This window comes from Catellatospora sp. TT07R-123 (assembly GCF_018327705.1).
Taxonomy (GTDB): Bacteria; Actinomycetota; Actinomycetes; order Mycobacteriales; family Micromonosporaceae; genus Catellatospora.
The window spans coordinates 4639318-4661719 of sequence record NZ_BNEM01000001.1 but is presented as its reverse complement, the minus strand read 5'-3'; the positions used below and the strand labels follow the sequence as shown (position 1 = coordinate 4661719).

Annotated in this window: 22 protein-coding genes; 15 read left to right on the top strand and 7 right to left on the bottom strand. The window is 72.9% G+C overall.

The features are described from left to right. The first annotated feature begins 79 nt into the window (after nt 1-79). The 3 genes from Cs7R123_RS20245 to Cs7R123_RS20235 are packed head-to-tail and all read left to right on the top strand — an operon-like array spanning nt 80 to nt 2888. Nucleotides 80-748 carry a hypothetical protein gene (locus Cs7R123_RS20245; protein ID WP_212828632.1) on the top strand — a complete coding sequence of 223 codons (669 nt, stop codon included), beginning with the start codon at nt 80-82 and terminating at the stop codon, nt 746-748. Between the two features lie 38 nt (nt 749-786). Further along, entirely contained in the window at nt 787-2055 is a 1269-nt protein-coding gene (gene serS, locus Cs7R123_RS20240) for a serine--tRNA ligase (protein ID WP_212828630.1), read from the top strand. Nucleotides 2056-2060: 5 nt separating this feature from the next. Further along, the gene (locus Cs7R123_RS20235) at nt 2061-2888 is read left to right on the top strand and encodes an HAD family hydrolase (protein WP_212828629.1); all 828 of its coding nucleotides are present in this window, start codon (nt 2061-2063) and stop codon (nt 2886-2888) included. 150 nt (nt 2889-3038) lie between these two features. Here the strand turns inward: Cs7R123_RS20235 and Cs7R123_RS20230 are convergent, their stop codons facing one another. After that, the gene (locus tag Cs7R123_RS20230; RefSeq protein ID WP_212828628.1) at nt 3039-3608 is read right to left on the bottom strand and encodes a bacterial proteasome activator family protein; all 570 of its coding nucleotides are present in this window, start codon (nt 3606-3608) and stop codon (nt 3039-3041) included. Nucleotides 3609-3765: 157 nt separating this feature from the next. On the opposite strand from Cs7R123_RS20230, the gene Cs7R123_RS20225 reads away from it, so the two are divergent. Both Cs7R123_RS20225 and Cs7R123_RS20220 read left to right on the top strand, forming a co-directional pair. Continuing rightward, nucleotides 3766-4944, top strand: a complete 1179-nt coding sequence (locus Cs7R123_RS20225) for an ABC transporter substrate-binding protein (protein WP_212828627.1) — start codon at nt 3766-3768, stop codon at nt 4942-4944. After that, entirely contained in the window at nt 4941-5372 is a 432-nt protein-coding gene (locus Cs7R123_RS20220; protein WP_212828626.1) for an Lrp/AsnC family transcriptional regulator, read from the top strand. Before Cs7R123_RS20225 ends, Cs7R123_RS20220 begins: the two co-directional genes overlap by 4 nt. 142 nt (nt 5373-5514) lie before the next feature. Here the strand turns inward: Cs7R123_RS20220 and Cs7R123_RS20215 are convergent, their stop codons facing one another. From Cs7R123_RS20215 to Cs7R123_RS20205, 3 genes are all read right to left on the bottom strand, one after another. Continuing rightward, a complete protein-coding gene (locus Cs7R123_RS20215; RefSeq protein ID WP_212828625.1) occupies nt 5515-6540 on the bottom strand; it encodes a hypothetical protein in 1026 nt (341 codons plus the stop codon). Nucleotides 6541-6660: 120 nt separating this feature from the next. Continuing rightward, entirely contained in the window at nt 6661-6903 is a 243-nt protein-coding gene (locus Cs7R123_RS20210; RefSeq protein ID WP_212828624.1) for a DUF6457 domain-containing protein, read from the bottom strand. After that, the gene (locus Cs7R123_RS20205) at nt 6884-7468 is read right to left on the bottom strand and encodes a molybdenum cofactor guanylyltransferase (protein WP_212829298.1); all 585 of its coding nucleotides are present in this window, start codon (nt 7466-7468) and stop codon (nt 6884-6886) included. Before Cs7R123_RS20205 ends, Cs7R123_RS20210 begins: the two co-directional genes overlap by 20 nt. A 114-nt stretch (nt 7469-7582) precedes the next feature. On the opposite strand from Cs7R123_RS20205, the gene Cs7R123_RS20200 reads away from it, so the two are divergent. Further along, nucleotides 7583-8611 carry a DUF4192 domain-containing protein gene (locus tag Cs7R123_RS20200; protein WP_212828623.1) on the top strand — a complete coding sequence of 343 codons (1029 nt, stop codon included), beginning with the start codon at nt 7583-7585 and terminating at the stop codon, nt 8609-8611. An 82-nt stretch (nt 8612-8693) separates the two neighbouring features. Further along, the gene (locus Cs7R123_RS20195) at nt 8694-9593 is read left to right on the top strand and encodes a fructosamine kinase family protein (RefSeq protein WP_212828621.1); all 900 of its coding nucleotides are present in this window, start codon (nt 8694-8696) and stop codon (nt 9591-9593) included. Nucleotides 9594-9705: 112 nt separating this feature from the next. Here Cs7R123_RS20195 and Cs7R123_RS20190 read toward each other — a convergent pair whose 3' ends face one another. Further along, on the bottom strand, nt 9706-12216 hold the full coding sequence (locus Cs7R123_RS20190) for a polynucleotide kinase-phosphatase (RefSeq protein ID WP_212828619.1): 2511 nt from the start codon (nt 12214-12216) through the stop codon (nt 9706-9708). Continuing rightward, nucleotides 12213-13610: a 3' terminal RNA ribose 2'-O-methyltransferase Hen1 gene (locus Cs7R123_RS20185; RefSeq protein ID WP_212828611.1), complete on the bottom strand. Its 1398-nt coding sequence runs from the start codon at nt 13608-13610 to the stop codon at nt 12213-12215. Before Cs7R123_RS20185 ends, Cs7R123_RS20190 begins: the two co-directional genes overlap by 4 nt. Nucleotides 13611-13675: 65 nt before the next feature. On the opposite strand from Cs7R123_RS20185, the gene moaA reads away from it, so the two are divergent. The 6 genes from moaA to Cs7R123_RS41120 all read left to right on the top strand — a co-directional run bounded on the left by moaA (nt 13676) and on the right by Cs7R123_RS41120 (nt 20457). Further along, nucleotides 13676-14680 (top strand): GTP 3',8-cyclase MoaA, encoded by a 1005-nt coding sequence (gene moaA / locus Cs7R123_RS20180; protein WP_212828609.1) that lies wholly within the window; start codon nt 13676-13678, stop codon nt 14678-14680. Between the two features lies 1 nt (nt 14681). After that, entirely contained in the window at nt 14682-14924 is a 243-nt protein-coding gene (locus Cs7R123_RS20175; RefSeq protein WP_212828607.1) for a MoaD/ThiS family protein, read from the top strand. Nucleotides 14925-14946: 22 nt separating this feature from the next. Continuing rightward, nucleotides 14947-16317, top strand: a complete 1371-nt coding sequence (locus tag Cs7R123_RS20170; protein WP_244871932.1) for a metallophosphoesterase — start codon at nt 14947-14949, stop codon at nt 16315-16317. Between the two features lie 81 nt (nt 16318-16398). Beyond that, nucleotides 16399-19440, top strand: a complete 3042-nt coding sequence (locus Cs7R123_RS20165; RefSeq protein WP_244871931.1) for a UvrD-helicase domain-containing protein — start codon at nt 16399-16401, stop codon at nt 19438-19440. Nucleotides 19441-19573: 133 nt separating this feature from the next. Continuing rightward, nucleotides 19574-20170 (top strand): response regulator transcription factor, encoded by a 597-nt coding sequence (locus Cs7R123_RS20160; RefSeq protein WP_212828603.1) that lies wholly within the window; start codon nt 19574-19576, stop codon nt 20168-20170. Nucleotides 20171-20391: 221 nt separating this feature from the next. Continuing rightward, entirely contained in the window at nt 20392-20457 is a 66-nt protein-coding gene (locus Cs7R123_RS41120; protein WP_374707006.1) for a hypothetical protein, read from the top strand. Here Cs7R123_RS41120 and Cs7R123_RS20155 read toward each other — a convergent pair. Then, entirely contained in the window at nt 20454-21209 is a 756-nt protein-coding gene (locus Cs7R123_RS20155) for a prepilin peptidase (protein WP_212828601.1), read from the bottom strand. The two genes, Cs7R123_RS41120 and Cs7R123_RS20155, sit on opposite strands and share 4 nt — an antisense overlap. A 55-nt stretch (nt 21210-21264) precedes the next feature. On the opposite strand from Cs7R123_RS20155, the gene Cs7R123_RS20150 reads away from it, so the two are divergent. Together Cs7R123_RS20150 and Cs7R123_RS20145 are read left to right on the top strand one after the other, a co-directional pair. Continuing rightward, nucleotides 21265-21804 (top strand): hypothetical protein, encoded by a 540-nt coding sequence (locus Cs7R123_RS20150; protein ID WP_212828599.1) that lies wholly within the window; start codon nt 21265-21267, stop codon nt 21802-21804. Between the two features lie 10 nt (nt 21805-21814). Then, a complete protein-coding gene (locus Cs7R123_RS20145; protein ID WP_212828597.1) occupies nt 21815-22324 on the top strand; it encodes a DoxX family membrane protein in 510 nt (169 codons plus the stop codon). Nucleotides 22325-22402 lie beyond the last annotated feature (78 nt).

The window sequence follows — 22402 nt, the reverse complement described above, 5'->3', positions numbered from 1 at the left end:
GCTCGCGCCTTCACGAACCCCCTGCGGCACCGCGCCGCAGGGGGTTCGCCGTTCAGGGACGCGTGCGATGATGCCGCCCATGGACGAGAACCTCGACGTGGTGGAGCTCGGCGACCTGGCGCACGAACGCGACGACCTGCCCGCCCGCGGCTGGCGGCACCACGCCGCGGACCCGCGTGCCGCGGTGGCGCTGCTGGTGCTCGGCGGGGCGACCGCGGCCGCGTCCCTGTTCGGCGAGTGGCAGATCGCCGCCACCCCGGCCGAACCGCTGGAGTCCTCGTTCTCCGGGATCGGCTCCGTCGTCAACGACGTGTGGTCCAGCGGCGTGGGCGACACGTACCTCGTCGCGCTGACGCTGCTGGGTGCGCTGGTCGCGGTGGTGCTCGCCGCGCCGGTGACGGCACGCGGGGCGGCGCGCGCGGCGGGCCTCGGCCTGTCCGCCGTGCTGCTGGTGCTGCTGGGCGCCGCCGCGCACAAGATGAGCGCCCCGTCCGGGGTGCCGCAGCTGGGCCTGTTCTTCTCACCCGAGGGCACCGAGAAGATCACGGTGACGCTCGCCCGGGGCCTGTGGGCGGCGCTGGCGACGCCGGTGCTGCTCGGCCTGGCCTTCCTGAGCATGCACCTGCGCGGGACGCTGGAGCAGCCGGAGCAGGCCGCGGCGAACCCGTCCGCCGCGTTCGCGGAGCCCGAGCCCGGGGAGATCGAATTGACGGTCTCCACCGCCGCGCCGTTCGTACGGCAATACTGACGCGAACCCGCACGGGCCCGGCCGGTAATCTTTTCGACGTGATTGATCTGCGCCTGGTCCGGGAGGACCCCGAGGCGGTACGCGCCAGCCAGCGGCTGCGCGGAGACGCTGTCGACGCCGTGGACGACCTGCTCCGAGCCGACGAGTCCCGCCGCTCGGCCGTGGCCGCCTTCGAGGCGCTGCGGGCCGAGCAGAAGCAGCTCGGCAAGCTCATGCCCAAGGCCTCCGGCGACGAGAAGACAGCCCTGCTGGCTCGCACCAAGGACCTGTCCGACCAGGTGAAGGCGGCCGAGGCCGCGGTGACCGAGGCGGAGCGCCTGCTGCGGGCGGCGCAGTTCGCCATCGCCAACGTGGTGCAGGACGGCGCGCCCGGCGGCGGCGAGGACGACTACGTCGTGCTGCGCGAGGTCGGCGAGCGCCCCGAGCTGGCCGACCCGCGGGACCACCTCGCCCTGGGCGAGCTGCTCGGCGCCATCGACACCGAGCGCGGTGCGAAGGTCTCGGGCGCCCGGTTCTACTACCTGACCGGCGTGGGCGCGCTGCTCCAGCTCGGGCTGCTCCAGATGGGCCTGTGGCAGGCGGTCGAGGCCGGGTTCACCCCGGTCATCCCGCCGGTGCTGGTCAAGCCGGAGTCGATGGAGGGCACCGGTTTCCTCGGCTCGCACGCCGCCGAGGTCTACCACCTGCCCGCCGACGACCTGTACCTGGTCGGCACGAGCGAGGTGCCGCTGGCGGCGTACCACAAGGACGAGATCCTGCCCCTGGACGGGCCGCTGCGGTACGCGGGCTGGTCGAGCTGCTTCCGCCGCGAGGCCGGGTCGTACGGCAAGGACACCCGGGGCATCATCCGGGTGCACCAGTTCGACAAGGTCGAGATGTTCTCGTACTGCCCGCCGGAGGAGGCCGCGCAGGAGCACCTGCGGCTGCTGGCGTGGGAGGAGGAGATGCTCGGCAAGCTCGAACTCGCCTACCGCGTCATCGACGTGGCCGCGGGCGACCTCGGCTCGTCGGCGGCCCGCAAGTTCGACTGCGAGGCGTGGCTGCCCACCCAGAACCGGTACATGGAGGTCACCTCGACCTCGAACTGCACCACGTTCCAGGCGCGCCGCCTGAACACCCGCTACCGCGACGCCGACGGCAGGCCGCAGACCGTGGCGACGCTCAACGGCACGCTGGCCACCACGCGCATGATGGTGGCGCTGCTGGAGCAGCACCAGCAGGCGGACGGCTCGGTGCGCGTGCCCAAGGCGCTGCAGCCCTTCGTCGGCGGCCGCGACGTGCTGGAGCCTGTCAAGGCGCGGTCCTGAGCAGCGTGCTGCGGCAAGGCCTGCCGAAACTCGTCGCGACGGACCTGGACGGCACTGTCGTCCGGTCCGACGCCACGGTCAGCGGCTTCACGCACTCGGTCTTCGAACGGGTGCGTGCGGCCGGGGTGCCGATCGTCGGCGCGACCGGCCGCGGCCCCCGGCTGGAGGAGCTGAGCCGGATCGACCTGCCGCACGCCGACCTGCTGGTGCTCGGCGGCGGCGGCCGCGTGCTCGACCTGCGCGAGCCCGGCCTTCCGCGCGTCCTGCGCGACGCCCGCCTGCCCGGCACCACCCTGGCGGCGCTGGTGGACGCGCTGGAGCAGCGGCTGGGGCCGGTGAAACTGCTGGTCGAGGCGCTGGACACGCCGAACTCGCCGATCTGGGGCGACGACGTCACGGACTGGCCGTACCCGGACGACGTGCGGGTGCAGCCCCGGGCGGAATCGCTCGGGCACGACATCATCAAGGCGTTCGTCCGGGTCGGCGGGGACGACGACTCCGACACGCTGCTGCGTACGGCGCGCGCCCTGGTGCCGGCGGAGACGGCCGCGTTCACCCATTCCGGGCTGGGCTGGGTCGAGATCACGCCGCCGAACGTGGACAAGGCCAGCGGGCTGGCCGTCGTCGCCGAGGAGCTCGGCGTGGATCCGGCCGACGTGCTGGTCTTCGGCGACATGCCGAACGACATCCCGATGTTCGAGTGGGCGGGCCGCCGGGTGGCGGTGGCCAACGCGCACCCGGAGGTCATCGCGCTGGCCGACGAGACGACCCTCTCCAACGACCGCGACGGCGTCGCGGTCTACCTCGACGGACTGCTGAGACGCAGCCGCTGAGCGCTGGATGCGCGCGCGCCGCGCTCCGGTTTTTGATAGACGTTGGCCTATCACGTCGAAGATGATCTATAAAATCTCGACGTGATAGGCCAACGTCTATGACAAAGCAGTGGCGCGGAAGCCCCGGTGCGGCGGGTCAGCGCCGACGGTTCACAGGTACGGGCCCGTGCCGCGGCCGGACTTGCCGGGCTCGGGGGTGGGCGCGCCGGGCAGGGCGGGGATGTTGCGCATCTGCTCCAGCTGCATCCGCGCCGCCATCTGCTGGGCCACCAGGGCGGCCTGGATGCCGTGGAACAGGCCCTCCAGCCAGCCGACCAGCTGTGCCTGCGCGATCCGCAGCTCCGACTCCGAGGGCGTGGCGCCCCCGGTGAAGTCGACCGAGATCCGCTCCAGCTCCTCGCGCAGCTCGGGCGAGAGGCCGTCCTCAAGCTCGACGATCGACTGGCGGTGGATCTTGACGAGGCGCTGGCGGCCGGCCTCGTCCAGGGGTGCCGCGCGCACCTCCTCCAGCAGCTGCTTGATCATGCTGCCGATGCGCATCACCTTCGCGGGCTGCTCGATCAGGCGGCTGGGGTCCTCCTCGGCGGCGCCCACGGCGATCGCCTCCGCGCCGACCTCCACCGTGCCGATCGGGTGCCCGTCCGGGCCCACGACCACCACGCTCTTCTCGTCCGGGTGCTGCTGGGTCACGCCGACCTCCTCCGTCAGGAACCAACCCATCCTAGATCCTGAGAGCCCGACCAATGTTGATCATTGACGTACGTACCGTGACGCGGTAGAACGCCACAGTGGGTCGAAAGACCCCATGACCGCAATGAAACATCGGCGACGCCAGGGCGTACCACGGAACGTCGGCGGGATCCCTCTGGAGGACACATTGGACGGCCTCGACCGTCGCAGGCTGCTCGGGTTGCTGACCGGCGCGGGCGTTGCGGGACTCACGGGCGCACTCTCCGGCTGCTCGACCGCGACCACCGACAGCCCCAAGGCCACCGTGCGGATCGGTCTGCTGACGCCCCAGACGGGCGCCAACAAGGCCGTCGGCGCCGACCTCGAGATCGGGTTCAAGCTCTACCTCCAGCTGCACGGCAACGCGCTCAACGGCCACCCGGTCGAGATCGTGCCCGAGGACGAGGGCGACTCGACGAAGAGCGGACACGACGCCCTCAAGCGCCTGCACGACAAGCAGGTGCTCGCCGTCGTCGGAGTGGCCAATCCGGACCTGCTGCCGATCGTCCGCGACACCGTCGAGGCGGCCAAGATCCCGCTGCTCGCGACGCACATGGCACCCGCGAAGATGCTCAGCGCCTTCTTCATCTGGCGCACGGCGTACCTCAGCGACGAGCCCGCCAAGGCGGTCGCGTCCTACCTGCGCCGCCGGGTGATGGGCAAGGTCGCGCTGGTCGGCTTCGACAACGCCGCCAACGAGGAGCTGATGGACGCGTTCATCAGCGAGTACGGCTCCGGCGCCAACAACCCGATCGGCGTGGCGCCGGGCACCAAGGCCAGCGCCGACGCGTACGCGCAGTACGCCTCGCAGGTCGCCAACCGCAGCCCCGGCGCCGTCTTCTGCAACCTGCCCACCGGGCACGTGGGGCCGTTCATGCAGGCGCTGGCCGCGGCGGGCTATAAGAACGCCGTCTACGCCCCCGGTGCCTCGTCCGAGGGTCCGGCCTTGGACCAGCTCGGCAAGGGCGCCATGGGCCTCTACACGGCGATGCAGTACTCGGCCGACCTGAGCAACCTGTCGAACCACACGTTCTCGTCGGTGTTCCAGTCGAACTACCAGCGCACGCCCACGTCGTACGCGGTCTCCGCCTACGACGCGGCGGCGGTCCTGGACCAGGCGCTGACGCTGAACGGCAACGAGGCGGCCACCCCGACGAAGATCAACCAGCAGCTCGCGAACGTCGGCCAGATCATCAGCCCGCGCGGCAACTGGCAGTTCACCCAGGGCCGCGCCCCGCAGCAGAAGTGGTACCTGCGCCGCGTCGCCATGGACGGCCCCATCCCGTCGAACGTGTTGATCAGCGACCTCGCTACGCTCGGTTCGTGAAGTTGGACGACGTTGACCAGCGGATAATCGCAGCGCTGCTGTCCGACGCGCGCACCACGTACGCCGAGATCGGCACCGCGGTGTCGCTGTCGGCCCCGGCGGTGAAGCGTCGCGTCGACCGGCTGCGCTCCGGTGGCGTGATCAAGGGCTTCACCGCCGTGGTCGATCCGGCCGCGGTCGGTGGCGGCACCGAGGCCTTCGTCGAACTCTTCTGCACCGGCCGCACCACCCCGGCCCAGATCACCCAGGTCACCCGGCGCCATCCCGAGGTGGTCGGCGCCTACACGGTCTCCGGCGAGGCGGACGCGCTGGTCCACCTGCGCGCCGCCGACATCTCCCACCTGGAGCAGGCGCTGGAGCGGCTGCGGGCCGAGCCGTTCATCACCTCGACCCGCAGCATGATCGTCCTCTCCCGCCTGGTCGACTGAGCTGCTGGCGCGCCGACGCCCCAACCCCGGTTTTCCATAGACGTTGGCCTATTACATCGACTCCAGCAAGATCAGAGTCGATGTAATAGGCCAACGTCTATCTGAAGCGCGCGGACGACGCGGGGCTCACAAACAGCCGAGCTCACAAATACTGGCCGATGCGGGCTTCCTCGATCGGGGCGGGCTTGTCGCCCTCGCCGAAGAAGCGCTTGCCGCCGAACTCGCCGTGCAGGCGGTCGTCCAGCTCGTCGGCCAGGCCGGTCATGACCTGGATCGCCAGCGCCAGGTGGCTGGCCTGGAAGTCGCGGCCGAACACCGGGATCGACGCCCAGACGGTGCCGGAGGTGCAGTAGAGCCGGCCGATCGGCATCCGGTTGGTCAGGTCGGACAGCTTGGCGAACAGCTTCTCCGTGGGCTCGATGTCGGTCAGCACCGGGGAGAAGACGTCGATCAGCGGCGGGTTCTCCCGCACGCGGACGAACACCATCGCCGACCCGGCGCGGATGCCGATGTCGCCGTCACCGTCGACCTGGAGCTCGTCCGGATCGGACTTGAGCAGCGCGGCGACCACGATGCGCACCCGATCGGCGAGGTCGAGGCCGCTGGCTTCGAGCGCGTCGATGCCGGGCAGGATGCCGTCCATCGTGGACTCGTGCCGCGCGGTGCCCAGCGGCTCGGTGGTGACGGGCTCGCCCTCGCGGTCGTGTGCCTCGTACACGAGGAACGCCGGGTGCGGAGCGCCGTAGACGTCGCGCAGGGTGCGCGTGATGATCGTGGCCAGCGCGTCAGGCTGCGCCGACAGGCCGAAGTTCTCCTTGGCCCCGGCGATGACGCCGGGCGGCGACCAGCCCAGCGCGACCATGGCCGCGATCGCCGGGCGCTCCAGCCGGAAGCCCTCGGGCAGGTTCGTGTTGCTGACCGCGCGGGCCTGGAAGGTGCCGTCGTCCAGGCGCTCGACGCTCACGCCGTATACGGCGCTGCCGGTGCCGGACGCGGTCGGGTCGAGCGCCAGCTCCAGCTCGCCGCCGTTGGGCAGGTCGGGCAGCGCGGCCGCGAGGGCGCGGGCGAACTCGCGCCACGCCTCGGTGACCTTCGCATACAGGTCGGCAGTGGTGGGCTCGTCCAGCAGACCGGCCTCGGCCAGGCCGGGATTCGACAGTTCGGTCATCGCTCGCCTCCTCCGGGGGCGTGGCCCCCGTGCAGGCAAGCCACCGCGCAAGCGGCACGTCGGGGAAGCCCCGGGTCCCCTGTCACGCAGACATTACCGACCGGAAGGGTATTCGCGTAGTCAGGGATTGGACTGACCGAGCCGTTGCGCCAGCGCCACCAGACGTGCCGCGAGCTCGTCCGCGTCGCCGCCGCGCCCCACGGCCAGGCCGAGCAGGAACGTGCTGACCGGCGCCCCCGGCCGGACCGTGTTGTGCGCCACCTCCCGGGCCAGGTCCAGCACCATCGCGGTGTCGACGGCGTCGGTCGGCAGGCCCAGTTCGGCGCAGGCCGCCGCGGTGAAGTCAGTCAGGTCGACGGCCATCGGGGCCCTCCGCTCCGGTCAGGTCGTTCGCCGCGCGCAGGTCGGGCACGGTGTCGCAGTCATACCACGGCGGCGGGCCGGTGCCGGTCCAGGCCGCGAGGTGGGGGGCGATGTCGCGGAGCAGGCCGCGCATGGACGCCCCGGCGGGTTCCGGGGGTACGGCCGCCCGCAGCGCCTCGGTGCGCCACACCGCCAGCAGGTGCTGGGCACGGCCCTGCCCGTCGGCGTACAGGGCGGCGGGCGCGTCGGCCGCGAGCAGCTCCGCGAGCGCCTCGGCGGTGAGGAACGGCAGGTCGGCACCGACCACGGCGACCCGGCCGGTGGGCGGGCACAGGGCCAGCCCTGCGGCGATCGCGGCGACGGGGCCACCGCCGGGGGGCTGCTCGCGGGTGCGGCGGACGCCGGGAGGCAGCAGCGGTTCCAGCTCAGTCGGGCCGACGACCACGATCGGGTCGGCGTCGCGCAGAGCGGCGAGCACCCGGCTCAGCAGCGGCACGCCGCCGACGGGCAGCAGCGGTTTCGGCGCCCCGCCCATCCGCCGGGCCGCGCCTCCGGCCAGCACCAATGCCGCGTACGACGGCAAGCCTCCGCCCTCCTGCCTGTGGATGACACGGCGTGTCGTCCACAGGTTAACGATCATCGCTGGCCCGCGCACGGCACCTGCCGCGACGCTGGCCGCATGAGCGCCTCGATCCCGACCTACACCTTCAGCGACCGCGCCGACCTGATCGCCTACGTGCCGTATCTGCTGGGCTTCCATCCCACCGACAGCGTCGTCGTGATCGGGCTGCGCGGGCGCCGCATCAGCGTGGGGGCACGCGCCGACGTCGCCGCCCCGGCCGCGCAGACCCTGCGGGACTTCGCCCGGCTACTCACCCGGGCCGGCCGGCGCGGTGCCCCGGTCACCACCGCCATGCTCGTCGGATACGGACCGGACCCGGCGGCCGCCGAGCGCACCCGCGAGCTGATGCAGGGACTCGACCAGCGCGGATACCACGTGGCGGAGGCGCTGCATCGCGACGGCGACCGATACCACTGCCTGCGGTGCGCCGACTGCACCCCGCCCGAGGGGGAGCTGTTCGACAGCAGCGCCACCGCGGCGGCCGCGGCCGCGACGTACGAGGGCATGACCGTGCTGCCCGACCGGGAGGCGGTGCTGCGGCTGGTCGAGCCGATCGGCAACCTGGCCGCCCTGGCCATGACCCAGGCCGTCGACCGGGCCGAGCTGCGGCTGCTGACGCTGCTGTCGGGCGCCGACGACGAGCAGGAGGCGCTGCGATCGGCGGGGACCGCCGCGATCGACCGGGCGATGGACCGGGCCGCGGCGGGCGGGCGGCTCGACGACGACGACGCGGCCTGGCTGAGCCTCGTCCTGCACGACCTGCCCTGCCGGGACCATGCCTGGTCGCGGACCGACGACGCCGACTGGCAGCTCGACTTCTGGCTCGACCTGACCCGCCGCGGCGAACCGGGCCTGGTCGCCCCGATCGCCACACTGCTGGGCTGGTGCGCCTGGCGCGGCGGCAACGGGGTCCTGGCCGGGGCGGCCCTGGAACGCGCGCTGCGCGCCGACCCCGACTACAGCCTGGCCCACCTGCTGTCCGGCGCGCTGGCCCAGGGCCTGCCCCCGCACACGATCAGCCCCTGGCCCGCCGACCCGAACGCCCCCATCCACCGCCACCGCGCCCGCGCCCGTACCCGCAGGTAAGGAAGGGCACCTGCTCATCGCTTCGCGTCGCAGAAGGTGCCCTTCCCGACGGGCCCGGGTGGCGGGTGCGGACAATCGACGCATGGATCTGGCCTACCTGCGGGCAAACCCGCACCTGCTGCCGACGTTCCTGCACCACCAGCGCATCCGGGAGACCCCCGTCGACGGCGGCTCGATCTGCCACACCTCCCGGCTGACCTTCGACGACGGCGAATCCGTGTTCGCCAAGTCGTGGCCCGAGAGCGGCGGTGCGGCGCCGGACGGCTTCTTCGCCGCCGAGGCCCACGGCCTGCGCTGGCTGGCCGAGCCGGGTGCGGTGCCGGTGCCGGAGGTGCTGGTGCAGACACCGGACCTGCTGGGCATGGCCTGGGTCGAGCACGGGTCACCGACCGCGCGCGGCGCGGAGGAGTTCGGCCGCGGGCTGGCCGCGCTGCACCGGGCCGGGGCCGAGGCGTTCGGGGCGCCGTGGCCCGGCTTCCACGGCTCGGCCCCGATGGACAACACGCAGGTCAGCGGCGTATGGCACGAGTGGTACGGCCAGCGGCGGCTCGCGGCGTACCTGAAGCTGTCGGTCGACCGGGGCGCGCTGGAGCCCGCCGACACCGCCCGGGTCGAACGGGTGATCGCGGGCCTGGACCGCGTCGGCGGCGACGAACCGCCCGCCCGCATCCACGGCGACCTGTGGACCGGCAACCTGCTGTGGGACACCGACGGCCGCTGCTGGCTGGTCGACCCGGCCGCGCACGGCGGCCACCGGGAGACCGACCTGGCCTACCTCGGCCTGTGGGGCGGCGCACCGCACCTGGACCGCATCCTCGCCGCGTACGCCGAGGCGTGGACGCCGGCCGAGGGCTGGCGCGAGCGCGTCCCGCTGCACCAGCTCTCGATGTACCTGCTGCACACGGCCCTGTTCGGCGCCGCCTTCGCCCCCGGCGTACGCGAGACGACCACCGCCTGCCTGGGGCTGGCCGGGCGGGGGTGATCGATGTCTGCGGTCGGAACCTGCGCTCAGCACGCACCTTCCGACCAGAAACATCGATCTCCACGCGCCCCGCCCAGCCCAGGGGGCACTTTCCGAATGGAAAGAGCCCCCGCTAGAGCCTCGGGTCCACCGGCTCGGACTCGCTGGCCAGAATGGCGAATACCAGCTCGTGCACGCGCCACAGCGGCCCGTCGGCCGCCGCCTCGGCGAGCGCGGCCAGGCCGAGGCCGTGCTCGCGCAGCGCCAGCGACCGCTTGCGGCCCAGCCGCCGGTCCCGCAGCCCGGCGAGCTGCTCCGGCTCGGTGTACGACGGCCCATAGATGATCCGCAGGTACTCCCGGCCCCGGCACTTCACGCCCGGCTGCACCAGCCGACCCTTGGCGTCGCGCACGCCGAGCCCGGCGTACGGCTTCACCACCATGCCCTCGCCGCCCGCCCCGGTCAGCTCCAGCCACCAGGCGGTGGCCCGCTCGGCGGCGTCCGGTTCGGACAGATCGAGCACCAGCCGCCGCGTCGGCGTGAACCCGGCCGGGTCGGCCGCGACGAGGCGGTCGGCGAGCTCCAGGTGCCAGCCGTGGTCCCGGTCGGCGAACGTGCGGCCCTGCGCAGCCAGCACCGCGAACGGCGCGAGGGTCACCTCGGCGTCGGCTGGGGCGTAGCGGCGGTAGGCGTCGGTGAACGCCTGGACGTCGCGCAGCCCGGCGCCGAGGCGGTCGCGCAGCGCGGTCACGTCCAGCCCCCGCCCCGCGGCGGCGTCGAGCACGGCCAGGGCGGCGGGCAGCACGGTCCGGCCCGCGGTGCCCACGGCGGCGTACTGGTCGATCAGGGTGCGCGCCTTGGCCGACCAGGGCAGCAGCTCGCAGTCGAGCAGCAGCCAGTCGGTCTCCAGCTCCTCCCACAGCCCGGCCGAGGTCACGGCGGCGCGGACCCGCTCCAGCAGCTGCTCGGTGCGCTCAGGCTCGAAGAACAGCCGCCCGGTACGCGTGTAGACCACCCCGGTGCTGCCGTCGTCGACGAACCGCTTGGCCGCCGCGGCCGCGTCGCGGCAGACCAGCACCACCGCCCGGGAGCCCATGTGCTTCTCTTCGCACACCACCCGGTCGACGCCGGCGGCGCGCAGGTCGGCCAGTGCCTCGACCGGGTGCTCCAGGTAGCCGTCCTGCGCCGAGGTCGAGGCAGGCGCCATCGTCGGCGGCAGCCACCGCAGCCAGCGCGGGTCGACGGCGAACCGGCTCATCACCTCCAGTGCGGCGGCAGAGTGCTCGGCGGGCACGGTGACGGTGCCATACGGCGTCTGCACGTGCCGCCGACCGGTGACCTCGGACAGCCGCAGCTGTCCCGGCGCCCGGTCGGGAACGGGGGCGCGCAGCGGCCGGGCGGGCGCGTAGTGCTCGGCTGCGGCCTCGACCGACACCAGCTCGCGCTCCGGGTAGCGCAGCGCGGTGAGGCGGGCGCCGAACACGGCGCCGGTGTCCAGGCAGATGGTGTTGTTGACCCATTCCGGGGTGACGGTCGGGGTGTGGCCGTAGACGACCATGGCGCGGCCGCGGTACTCCTGCGCCCACGGGTAGCGCACGGGCAGGCCGTACTCGTCGGTCTCGCCGGTGGTGTCGCCGTACATGGCGAAGGCGCGGACCCGGCCGGAGGTGCGCCCGTGGTACTCCTCCTTGAGCCCGGCGTGCGCCACGACCAGCTTCCCGCCGTCGAGCACGTAGTGGCTGACCAGCCCGTCGAGGAACCGGTCGAGCCCGTCGACGGGGTCGGCGGCGAGCTGCGCGATCGATTCGGGCAGCCCGTGCGTCAGCTGCACCTGGCGGCCGCGCAGGTGGCGCAGCAGCTTGTTCTCGTGGTTGCCCGCCACGCACAGGGCACGGCCACCCGCGATCATGTTCATGGCCAGGCGCAGCACGCCGGGGGTGTCCGGGCCGCGGTCGACCAGGTCGCCGACGAACACCGCCGTACGCCCCAGCGGGTGGCTCGCGTCCACGGCCCTGCCGTCGCCGTCACGGACCAGGTCCCAGCCCAGCGCGAGCAGCAGCGACTCCAGCTCGACGCGGCAGCCGTGCACGTCGCCGACGATGTCGAACGGGCCGGTCAGGTCGGTGCGGTCGTTGAACAGCCGCTCGTAGCGCAGTTCGACGGTGTCGGGGTCGCGCACGACGTACACCTTGCGGAAGCCCTCACGGGCCAGGTGCTTGAGCGAGCGCTGGAGGTCGCGGTGCTGGCGGCGCAGCACCTCGCGCCCGAACGCCCGGTCGGGCCGGGCCTGGGTCCGCTCCCAGCACAGCGGCTCCGGGGTGTCCAGCACGATGGCGACGGGCAGCACGTCGTGCGCGCGGGCGGTGGCGACCACCGCGGCGCGGGCGTGCGGCTGCACGTTGGTGGCGTCGACGACGGTCAGCCGCCCGGCGCGCAGCCGCTTGGCCGCCACGTAGTGCAGCACGTCGAAGGCGTCGCCGGTCGCGGACTGGTCGTTCTCGTCGTCGCGGACCATGGCCCGGAACGTGTCGCTGGACAGCACCTGCGAGGGCACGAAGTGCCGCCGGGCGAAGGTGGACTTGCCCGAGCCGGAGATGCCGACCAGCGCCACCAGGGCCAGGTCGGGAAGGTCGAGGATCGTCATGCCGCCGCCTCCGTCGCGGTCGTGGCCTTGGTGAACAGGGCGAGCTGGGTCGGGGTGCCGACCTCCGGATCGGGGTCGCCGACGCCGCGCAGGGCCACGGTGTAGCCGTACTCGGCGGCGACCTCGTCGCACCAGCGCGCGAACTCTGCCCGGGTCCACTCGAAGCGGTGGTCGTCGTGGCGGTGCTCGCCCTCGGGCAGGTGCTCGTAGCGGACGTTGTACTCGACGTTCGGGGTGGTCACGATGACCGCTCCGGGCCGGGCGTCGCCGAAGACCGCCGCGCACAGGGCGGGCAGCCGGGGCAGGTCCAGGTGCTCGATGACCTCCATCAGCACGGCCGCGTCGTACCCGCGCAGCCGCTCGTCGACGTAGGTGAGCGCCGACTGGACCAGGCTGATCCGGGCCCGCTGCCGGTCGGGCAGCCGGTGCAGGCGCAGCCGCCGCTCGGCCAGCTCCAGCGCCCGGGGCGACACGTCCGCGCCGACGATCTCGGTGTAGCGCTGGTCCTTCATCAGGTCGCCGAGCAGTGCCCCGCCGCCGCACCCCAGGTCGAGCACGCGGGCGGCGCCGGTCTCGGCCAGCGCGGCGAGCACCGCGGCACGGCGCACCAGGTTCAGGGGCTTGGGCTTCTCGGCCGCGTGCTCGGCGACCGAGTCGTCGGCGGCCGCCTCCGCCAGCGGCGCCAGCTGCTCGTCGGCGCGCTCGGCCAGGGCACGGCTGTGCGCCAGGTAGCGCCGGATGATCAGCGGCCGCTCGGGGTGCGCGGACAGCCAGCCCTCGCCCGCGCGCAGCAGCTTCTCGATCTCATCGGGCGCGACCCAGTAGTGCTTGGCGTCGTCGAGCACGGGCAGCAGCACGTACAGGTGGTTGAGTGCGTCGGCGAGGCGTACCTGCCCCGACAGGGTCAGGTCGAGGTAGCGGCTGTCGCCCCACTCGGGACGGGCCTCGTCCAGCGGCAGCGCCGAACCGGCCAGAGTCCAGCCCAGCGGGGTGAACAGGCGTTCTGCCAGCGCGAGACCGCCCTTGGCCCGCAACACCGGCACCCGCACCTCCAGCGGAATCGCGGTGGCGGCCAGCTCCGGCCGGTCCTTGGACACGCCGCGGGCGGCGGTGCGGAAGACCCGGTTGAGCGCGGCTGCCAGCAGGCTGGATGCGGCGTACGGGCGGTCGTTGACGTACTGGTTGAGCTGTCCCTCGGCCTTGCCGTCCACAAGCCGGCGCGGGTCGACCTCCAGCAGCAGCGCCATGGTGCAGCGCTGCTCGTCGGCCTGCGGGTAGAGCACGGTCGCGGTGCCGGTGCTCAGATCGAAGGTGTGCACCCGCTCGGGGTGTTTGACCAGCAGGTAGCCCAGGTCCGTGGCCGGGCGGTGCGTCGTGGAGAGGGTCAGCAGCACGACCGCGCATCTTGCCAGGTAGACCGGTGCGCACGCATTCCGGTTACGCGCGCTACCGTCGTGAAGTGACCTCCAACCGATCCGGCCTCGTCGACCGATTCGGGCGCCGTGCTGTCGATCTGCGGGTCTCGCTGACCGATCGCTGCAATCTGCGCTGTTCGTACTGTATGCCCCCGGAAGGGCTGCCCTGGCTGCCCAACGCCGAGGTGCTCACCGATGCCGAGGTCGGGCGGCTGATCGAGATCGCGGTGACCCGGCTCGGTGTCACCGAGGTCCGCTTCACCGGCGGCGAGCCGCTGCTGCGCCCCGGCCTGGTCGGCATCGTGGCCGCGGCGGCCGCGCTGCGCCCCCGGCCGCACCTGTCGGTCACCACGAACGCCATCGGCCTGGCCCGGCTGGCCGCGCCGCTGCGCGACGCCGGGCTAGACCGGGTCAACGTCTCGCTGGACACCCTCGACCCCGACCGCTTCGCCGCGATCGCGCACCGCCGCCGCTTCGACGACGTCATCGCGGGCCTGGCCGCGGCGGCCGAGGCCGGGCTGACCCCGGTCAAGCTGAACACCGTGCTGCTGCGCGGCGTCAACGACGACGAGGCCCCGGCGCTGCTGCGCTTCGCGCTCAAGCAGGGGTACGAGCTGCGCTTCATCGAGCAGATGCCGCTGGACGCGCAGCACGGCTGGAGCCGTACGGACATGGTGACCGCCGAGGAGATCCTCGCCTCGCTGCACACGGAGTTCGACCTGTCGCCCGATCCGGCCGAGCGTGCGGGGGCACCGGCCGAGACCTGGCTGGTCGACGGCGGCCCGGCGAAGGTCGGTGTGATCGCCTCGGTGACCAGGCCGTTCTGCGGCGACTGCGACCGCACCCGGCTAACCGCCGACGGCCAGGTGCGCAACTGCCTGTTCGCCCGCGGCGAGACCGACCTGCGCGGGCTGCTGCGCGGCGGAGCCGGGGACGAGGAGGTCGCGCAGCGCTGGCGCGACGCGATGTGGGGCAAACTGCCCGGTCACGGTATCGACAACCCCGACTTCCTTCAGCCCGCCCGCCCCATGTCCGCCATCGGAGGATGACGTGATCACAGTGCGCTACTTCGCCGGAGCCCGGGCCGCGGCCGGGGTGTTGGAGGAGTCGTACCCGGCCGGGCTCGACCTCGGCCAGCTGGTCAAGGAGCTGGGCGCGAACCGTGGCGATGCTCTCGCCCGGGTGCTGCTTTCAGCCAGCTTCCTGGTTGACGGGCTAGCGTGGCACGACCGTCGCGCGCCGATCCCCACCGGTGCGACAGTGGACGTCCTCCCGCCGTTCGCCGGCGGCTGACCCCCGAACCCGAAGGAACACCGTGCTCCAGGCGCTGGTCTTCTTCAGCATCGTGCTGCTCGTCGTCGGCCCGATCCACTGGTACCTGTGGAAGCGGATGGTGCGCGACACGACCCGGCCCGGCCGGGCCCGCAAGATCGGCACGGCGATCCTGTTCGCCCTGGTCGCCCTGCTGCTGGGCGCGTTCATCCTGCCCCGCGCGATCGGCGCCAAGGCGAGCACGTTCGTCCCCCTGGCCGGCTACCTCTGGCTCGCCGTCCTGTTCTACCTGCTCCTGGTCCTGCTGATCCTGGAACTCCCGCGCGCCCTCGCCAACCGGTCCCTGCGCCGCCGCACCGCGACCCCGTCCGCCACCGCGACCCCGTCCGCCACCGAGACCACGATCGTCGCCGAGACCACGATCGTCGCCGAGTCCGTCGGCCTGACCAAGGTCAGCGAAGTTGCCGGGCAGTCGGGCGAAAGCAAGCCGGTCATTGCCCCGATTGCCGGGCAAGTTGGACGATCGAGCGACCGCGACGGCGACGGCGGCGGCGGCGGTGTGGGTGCGAGCGCGGTGGCGGCGGAGGCCGAGAGCAGGCGGTTGTTCATCGCGCGGGGGGCGGCGATCTTCGCGGGGCTCACCGCGACCGGGATCACGGCGTACGGGGCGAAGACTGCCCTGTCCGGGCCGGTGGTCAAGCGGATCCAGATCCCGCTGGCCAAGCTGCCGCGCAGCATGGACGGCTACCGGATCGCGCTGGCCAGCGACATCCACCTCGGCCCGCTGACCGGCGTCGAGCACACCCGCCGCATCGTGAACGCCCTCAACGGCATGGACGCCGACATCGTCGCGATCGTCGGCGACCTGGTCGACGGCAGCGTCGCCGAGCTGGCCGACGAGGCCGCGCCCCTGCGTGACCTGCGCTCGCGCAACGGCGCCTACTTCGTCACCGGCAACCACGAGTACTTCTCCGGCGCCGAGGAGTGGGTCGCCGAGGTGGAACGGCTCGGACTGCGGGCGCTGCGCAACGAGCGGCTGGCCATCCACGGCCTGGACCTGGCCGGGGTCAACGATGTCAGCGGCGCGAGCGACGGACCGGGCAAGGGACCGGATTTCGCCCGTACGCTGGACGGCCGCGACACCAGCCGACCGGTCGTCCTGCTGGCCCACCAGCCCGTGCAGGCCCACGAGGCGTCGAGGCACGGCGTCGACCTCCAGCTGTCCGGGCACACGCACGGCGGCCAGCTGGTGCCGTTCAACCTGATCGCGGCCCTGCAGCAGCCGGTGATCTCCGGCCTCGGCGACGTCGACGGCACGAAGGTGTACGTCACCAACGGCGCCGGCTACTGGGGCCCGCCGGTCCGGGTCGGCGCCCCGCCGGACGTCACCCTGGTGGAGCTGCGCGCCCCCTGAATTGTCGGGGTTTTCCGTTAGAACTGTCACGGATGTGCGTGGCGGGTGTGGACGGGGGCAGCAAGCGTGTCAGGATTCCGTGTGCCCCCCGTCTGGACTGCTGATCTGCATATCCACTCGCGGTACTCGCGCGCGTGCAGCAAGGACCTTGAGCTGCCCGTGCTCGCCTGGTGGGCCCGGCGCAAGGGCATCGCGCTGCTGGGCACCGGCGACGTCACCCACCCGGCCTGGTTCGAGCATCTGCGCACCCATCTGCGCGAAGCCGAGCCGGGGCTGTACCGGTTGAGCCCCGAGACCGAGCGGGACGTGGCCCAGAAACTGCCTCCGCGCCTGGCTTCGGGCGATCCCGCCCGGTTCATGCTCAGTGTCGAGATCTCCACCATCTACAAGCGGGGCGACCGCACCCGAAAGGTGCATCACCTCATCTACCTGCCCGATCTCGATGCGGCGCAGCGGTTCCGCGAGCGCCTGGGCCGGGTGGGCAACCTGGCCAGCGACGGCCGCCCGATCCTCGGCCTGGACTCGCGCGACCTGCTGGAGATCACGCTGGAGGCCAGCCCGGACGCCTACCTGGTGCCCGCGCACATCTGGACGCCCTGGTTCTCGGCGCTGGGCTCGAAGTCGGGCTTCGACGCGATCGCCGACTGCTACGCCGATCTGGCCGGGCACATCACGGCGGTGGAGACCGGCCTGTCCAGCGACCCGGCGATGAACCACCGGGTGTCCAGCCTGGACGCATACACGCTGGTGTCCAATTCCGACGCCCACTCGCCGCAGGCCCTGGCCCGCGAGGCGACCCGGTTCGACTGCCCCCTGGACTACTACGCGGTCAAGAACGCGCTGGCCGGGGGCCCGGGGATGGCCGGAACCATCGAGTTCTTCCCGGAAGAGGGCAAATACCACGGGGATGGGCACCGCGACTGCGGGGTCAACTGGACCCCGGCGCAGTCGCGCGAGACCGGCGGCCTGTGCCCGGTGTGCGAGCGGCCGCTGACCATCGGCGTGCTCGCCCGGGTCGAGGCGCTGGCCGACCGGGCCGAAGGGCTCGCCCCGGCGCACGCCAAGCCCGTGACGCACCTGGTGCAGCTGCCCGAGATCGTCGGGGAGATCGAGGGGGTCGGGCCGAAGACCCGTACCGTCGAGGGCAGGGTGAACGCACTGGTCGCGGCCCTGGGCTCGGAGCTGTCGATCCTGACCGAGGTGCCCGTGGCCGAGATCGCGGCGGTCGGCGGCGAGCTGCTGGGCGAGTCGGTGCGCCGGCTGCGGACCGGCGCCGTGCACCGCGTCCCCGGCTACGACGGCGAGTACGGCGTGATCCGCCTGTTCGAGCCGGACGAGCTGCGCCCGCACAGCACCGCCGACACGCTGTTCGACCTGCCCGCCGTGCCGGTGCCCGCCCCGCGCAAGCCGAAGGCGCCCACCCCGGCCAAGCCGGTGGTGCGGCGCGCCTCGCCGCGCAAGCCGGTCAGCGCGCCGCCGCTGGCGCCGGAGGCGTCGCCGCACGAGCCGTTCGAGCCGATGCTCGCGGGGATGGAGGAGGTCGGCACCGGCCTGCTGGACCGGCTGGACGCGATGCAGCGCGTCGCCGCGTCCGCGCCGGGTGGGCCGCTGCTGATCGTGGCCGGTCCCGGCACCGGCAAGACCCGCACGCTGACGCACCGGCTGGCATACCTGTGCGCCGAGATGAACGTGTACCCGGAGGAGTGCCTGGCGATCACGTTCACCCGCCGGGCCGCCGACGAGCTGCGCCACCGGCTGACCTCGCTGCTCGGGCCGGTCGCCGACGACGTGACCGTGTCGACGTTCCACGCGCTGGCCCTGTCGGTGCTGCGCGAGCAGGAGCCGAATCTCACCGTCGTCGACGAGCCCGGCTGCCCCGACGGCATCATGCTCGACGAGTTGATGCCGCGGCTGGTCACGCTGCTGCGGGCGCAGCCGTCGCTGGTCGACAAGCTGCGCGCCCGCTGGCCGTGGGTCTTCGTCGACGAGTACCAGGACGTCGACCCCGACCAGTACGCGCTGCTGCGCCTGCTGGTGCCCGGCGACGGCAACCTGTGCGCCATCGGCGACCCCGACCAGGCGATCTACTCGTTCCGGGGCGCGGACGTCTCGTTCTTCCTCCAGTTCTCCCGTGACTTCACCGACGCCCGGGTGGTGCGGCTGACCCGCAACTACCGCTCGGCCGCGCCGATCCTGGCCGCAGCGGTGCAGGCGATCGCCCCGTCGTCGCTGGTGCCCGGCCGCCGCCTCGACCCGGCCCGGGTCGACCCCGACGCCCCGCTGATCGGCCGGTTCGCCGCGGGCAGCCCGTCCGACGAGGCGGCGTTCATCGCGCGCAAGGTCGACGAGCTGGTCGGCGGGGTGTCGCACCGGACCCGCGCGGACACCCGGGGCGTGACCGGGACGACGGTGTCGTTCAACGACATCGCGGTGCTGTACCGCACCGACGCGCAGGCCGCCGCGATCGTCGACGCCCTGTCCCGGGCCGGCGTGCCGGTGCAGAAGCGCTCGCACGACCGGCTGCGCGACCGCGCCGGGGTGAACGCCCTGGTCACCGAGATGCGGCTGGCCACCGGCCTGAACGGCTCCGTCGCGGCCCGGCTGACGCTGACCGCGAAGGTGCTGATCGAGCGCCCCGCGCTCGGCCGGGCCACCCCGGAACCGGACGAGGTGTGGTCGGCGGTCGACCTGCTGATGCCACTGGCCCAGCGGTGCGGGGCCGACCTGCAGAAGTTCCTGGCCGACGTGACGACCGGCGCCGAGGTGGACGCGCTGGACCCGCGGGCCGAGGCGGTGACCCTGCTGACCCTGCACGCGGCCAAGGGCCTGGAGTTCCCGGTGGTGTTCCTGGCCGGGTGCGAGGACGGCCTGCTCCCGCTGCGGATGCCGGGCAACTCGCCGACCGAGGCGGAGATCGCCGAGGAGCGGCGCCTGTTCTTCGTGGGCCTGACCCGGGCGCAGCGGCGGCTGTACGTCAGCCACGCGGCGCGACGGGCCCGGTTCGGCAGCGAGCGCGACTGCCGCCCGACGCCGTTCCTCCAGCCCATCGACGCGGGGCTGCTGGAGCAGCTGAACGAGCAGAGCCCGCAGCGGCCCCGCGAGCAGCAGCTGCGGCTGCTCTGATCGGCCGGCCGCCCGGCCCGAACGGCTGGGACCGTGCCCCCGCAGGGATGACATCACCGTCGCAGGAGTGACACCGGACACGCCCCGGACGCTACGTAGGAGGGAGTAACGCAGCGTCACAACGGAGGTGTCTGTGTCGATCAAGCTGGTGACGGTGGATCCGGTGACCATGGTGCAGCTCGGCTACGCGGCGGCGTGCGCCGACGATCCCGAGATCGAGCTGGTCGGCCAGGCGGCGGACCCGGCCCGGCTGCTGGCGCTCGTCGGGCAGCACGAGCCGAACGTGGTCACCCTCGACGCCGCGGTGCCCGGGGCGCTGCCGCTGGCCGCCGAGCTGCGCGACAGCCGCCCCCGCCTCGGCGTGGTGCTGACCGGCCCGGCCGAGGACAACCTGCTGCTGCGCTCCCTCCAGGCCGGGCTGTCGGCGTACCTGCCGCGGACCGGGCCGGTCGAGCTGCTGATGGCGGCCGTACGGCACGCCGCCGTCGCGCCCGCGTCGTTCACCGCCCCCGACCTGGCCGCCGTGCTGGCCCGCCGCCGCAACTCGACCCAGCAGCTGAGCCCGCGCGAGGAGGAGATCCTGCGCGAGCTGCACGCCGGCGGGAGCCTCGCCGCCATCGCCCTGCGCATGCGGCTGGCCGAGTCGACGGTCCGCACCTACGTCAGCCGCCTGTACGACAAGCTCGGCGTGCACAGCCGCGAGCAGGCCCTGGCCGCCACCCGCCGGTAGGCCCCGGCAGCCCGTCGCACCCCGCTCGGACCATCGCAGTTATGCGTTAACAGGTTATTGGCGCGATTAATGGCAATTCGGATATGCCGTCACGGGTCGGAAAAACGTGCGACCGCCGCCACCAGGCCGCCCCGAATGCGGGACCGGCTCATGTCTCATCCGCCGTCGGCAGGTCGCCGGACGACCGGTTCGACGCGGGTACGCACGGCCCATGATCCACAATGCCGCTGCGCCGGATTCCGGCACCGAGCGGCCGACCTGAAGCGGTGATCGATGCTGATCGTTAACCGAAGATCACCGGAAAGACGACCGGCAGCACGATCGCGGCCCATGCGCCGACCAGCAGACCCGGGCCTATCGCCAGCGAATCCCGCCGCCCGATCCGGCGGAAGATCAGATAGACGATCGCCGTCAGACCGTTGACCACGACGCCGAGGACCACCCCCGTCACGACCATGCCCCAGCCGAACCAGCCGAGGACCAGGCCGAGGACCCCGGAGAGCTTGGCGTCGCCGAGGCCCCACGCCCCGCTGGTAAGCACGCTGACCAGCCCGTATCCGAGCAGCAGCACCAGCCCGCCGAGCAGCGCGCCGCGATGGGCCGACCAGTCGCGGCCGCTGACCGCCCCGGCCGTCACCAGCGCCAGGACTCCCAGCGCCGTGGCCCCCACGATGGGATCGGGCAGCCGGTGGACTCTCAGGTCGATCGCCGCGAGCAGCACCCCGGCCACGCTCAGCACGAGCGACGCGGCCAGCAGCCAGCCGTGCAGGCTCGCCCCGAGCCCGGCCGCGGCGACGGCCCCGACCGGCACGGTCCACCACGGACTCGGCCCGGTGGCGGCGCGGCAGGACGGGCAGCGCGCGGCCGTGGTCAGCCAGCCCGCCCGGCCCGGCGGGAAGGGCCCCGCGCAGGCGCCGCAGCCGGTGCGCTTCGGTTCGTCCCACTCGACCGCCAGCCGGTACGCGATCCGGGGCGTCAGCGCCCCGCAGACGGCACCCACGGCGGCGGAGATCAGCGTGACGGTGGAATCGAGGGGCATGGCGGGCACGGTACCTTGGCAGGCACCCCTGTCTCGTCCCACGCGGAGCTCGGTTTTGTACACCCACGACGACCCTGCGCAGCGCTCCCGGCACACCCCGGCCCACCGCCGCACCGGCAACGAGCCCGAAGAAGACCCGACCGCGGCGGTGCACCGCATCACCGAGATGCTGCCGATCGTGCAGCCGCCGCCGCGCCCCCGGATGGGCGGCCGCGGCCCGGCGGTCATCGGGCTGGCCCTGCTCGGCGTGTGCGTGGTCGCCTTCGTCGCGGTGCTGGTCGCGCTGCGGGTGCTGCCCGACCCGTTCGAGACCGCGGCCGAGCCGCTGCCGGTGACCACCGTGACCCCGTCGGCCGCGCCCCGCACGGCGCGGTTCGCCCAGCCCGGCGACTGCGTGGCCAACCGCGGCACGGAGGAGGACCCGGACCTGGTGATGGCCGACTGCGAGCCCGGGGCGCTACAGGTGCTGGCGCGTTTCGACGCGACCAGCGACACCAAGGAGTGCCAGGGCGTGCAGGGCTACCGCTACCACTACTTCTTCGACAGCGAACTGGCTGGTTTGGATTTCGTCCTTTGCATGGGCAAACGCCCCTGATAATTGCGGTATGAGACCAGTACGAGGGGTCGCGCGCGCCCTGCTGGGCGGGATCTTCGCCGTCGCCGGCGCGCACGCACTGCTGAGGCCCGAGCGGTACGCCGAACAGGCCGCGCCCCTGGCGGAGCAGGTCGCCCCGCTGCTGGAGCGCGTCGATCCACGCCTGCCGTCGGAGGCGAAGTCCCTGGTCCGCGTCAACGGCGCGGCCCAGCTCATCGGCGGTGTGATGCTGGCCACCGGCACCGCGCCCCGGCCCGCCGCGGCGCTGCTGGCCGGGACGCTGATCCCGGCCACCGTGGTCAACCACCCGTTCTGGCTGGCCAAGGACTCCCAGCAGCGGCGCGAGGAGCTGGTGCAGTTCGCCAAGAACCTCGGCCTGCTGGGCGGCCTGCTGCTCGCGGCCGCCGACACGGCCGGTTCGCCGAGCCTGGGCTGGCGGGCGAACCGGGCCGTCCACGACGCACAGAAGTCGATCCGGAAGGCGCAGCGGAAGGCTGTCGGGCAGTTGCATTCAAACTGAGACCTTCAGGCGCGTTTCCCCGCCCCGGTCCGGGTAGTTGCGACATGTGTAGGGCGTGTCTGTGCTGGTTGCAGGGTT

Bases quoted from the DNA above. Each gene is read 5' to 3' on its own strand.
- Cs7R123_RS20245 (WP_212828632.1), top strand. From the start codon at position 80: ATGGACGAGAACCTCGACGTGGTGGAGCTCGGCGACCTGGCGCACGAA.
- Cs7R123_RS20230 (WP_212828628.1), bottom strand. From the start codon at position 3,608: ATGGGTTGGTTCCTGACGGAGGAGGTCGGCGTGACCCAGCAGCACCCG.
- Cs7R123_RS20215 (WP_212828625.1), bottom strand. From the start codon at position 6,540: ATGACCGAACTGTCGAATCCCGGCCTGGCCGAGGCCGGTCTGCTGGAC.
- Cs7R123_RS20210 (WP_212828624.1), bottom strand. From the start codon at position 6,903: ATGGCCGTCGACCTGACTGACTTCACCGCGGCGGCCTGCGCCGAACTG.
- Cs7R123_RS20200 (WP_212828623.1), top strand. From the start codon at position 7,583: ATGAGCGCCTCGATCCCGACCTACACCTTCAGCGACCGCGCCGACCTG.
- Cs7R123_RS20195 (WP_212828621.1), top strand. From the start codon at position 8,694: ATGGATCTGGCCTACCTGCGGGCAAACCCGCACCTGCTGCCGACGTTC.
- Cs7R123_RS20190 (WP_212828619.1), bottom strand. From the start codon at position 12,216: ATGACGATCCTCGACCTTCCCGACCTGGCCCTGGTGGCGCTGGTCGGC.
- Cs7R123_RS20155 (WP_212828601.1), bottom strand. From the start codon at position 21,209: ATGCCCCTCGATTCCACCGTCACGCTGATCTCCGCCGCCGTGGGTGCC.
- Cs7R123_RS20145 (WP_212828597.1), top strand. From the start codon at position 21,815: ATGAGACCAGTACGAGGGGTCGCGCGCGCCCTGCTGGGCGGGATCTTC.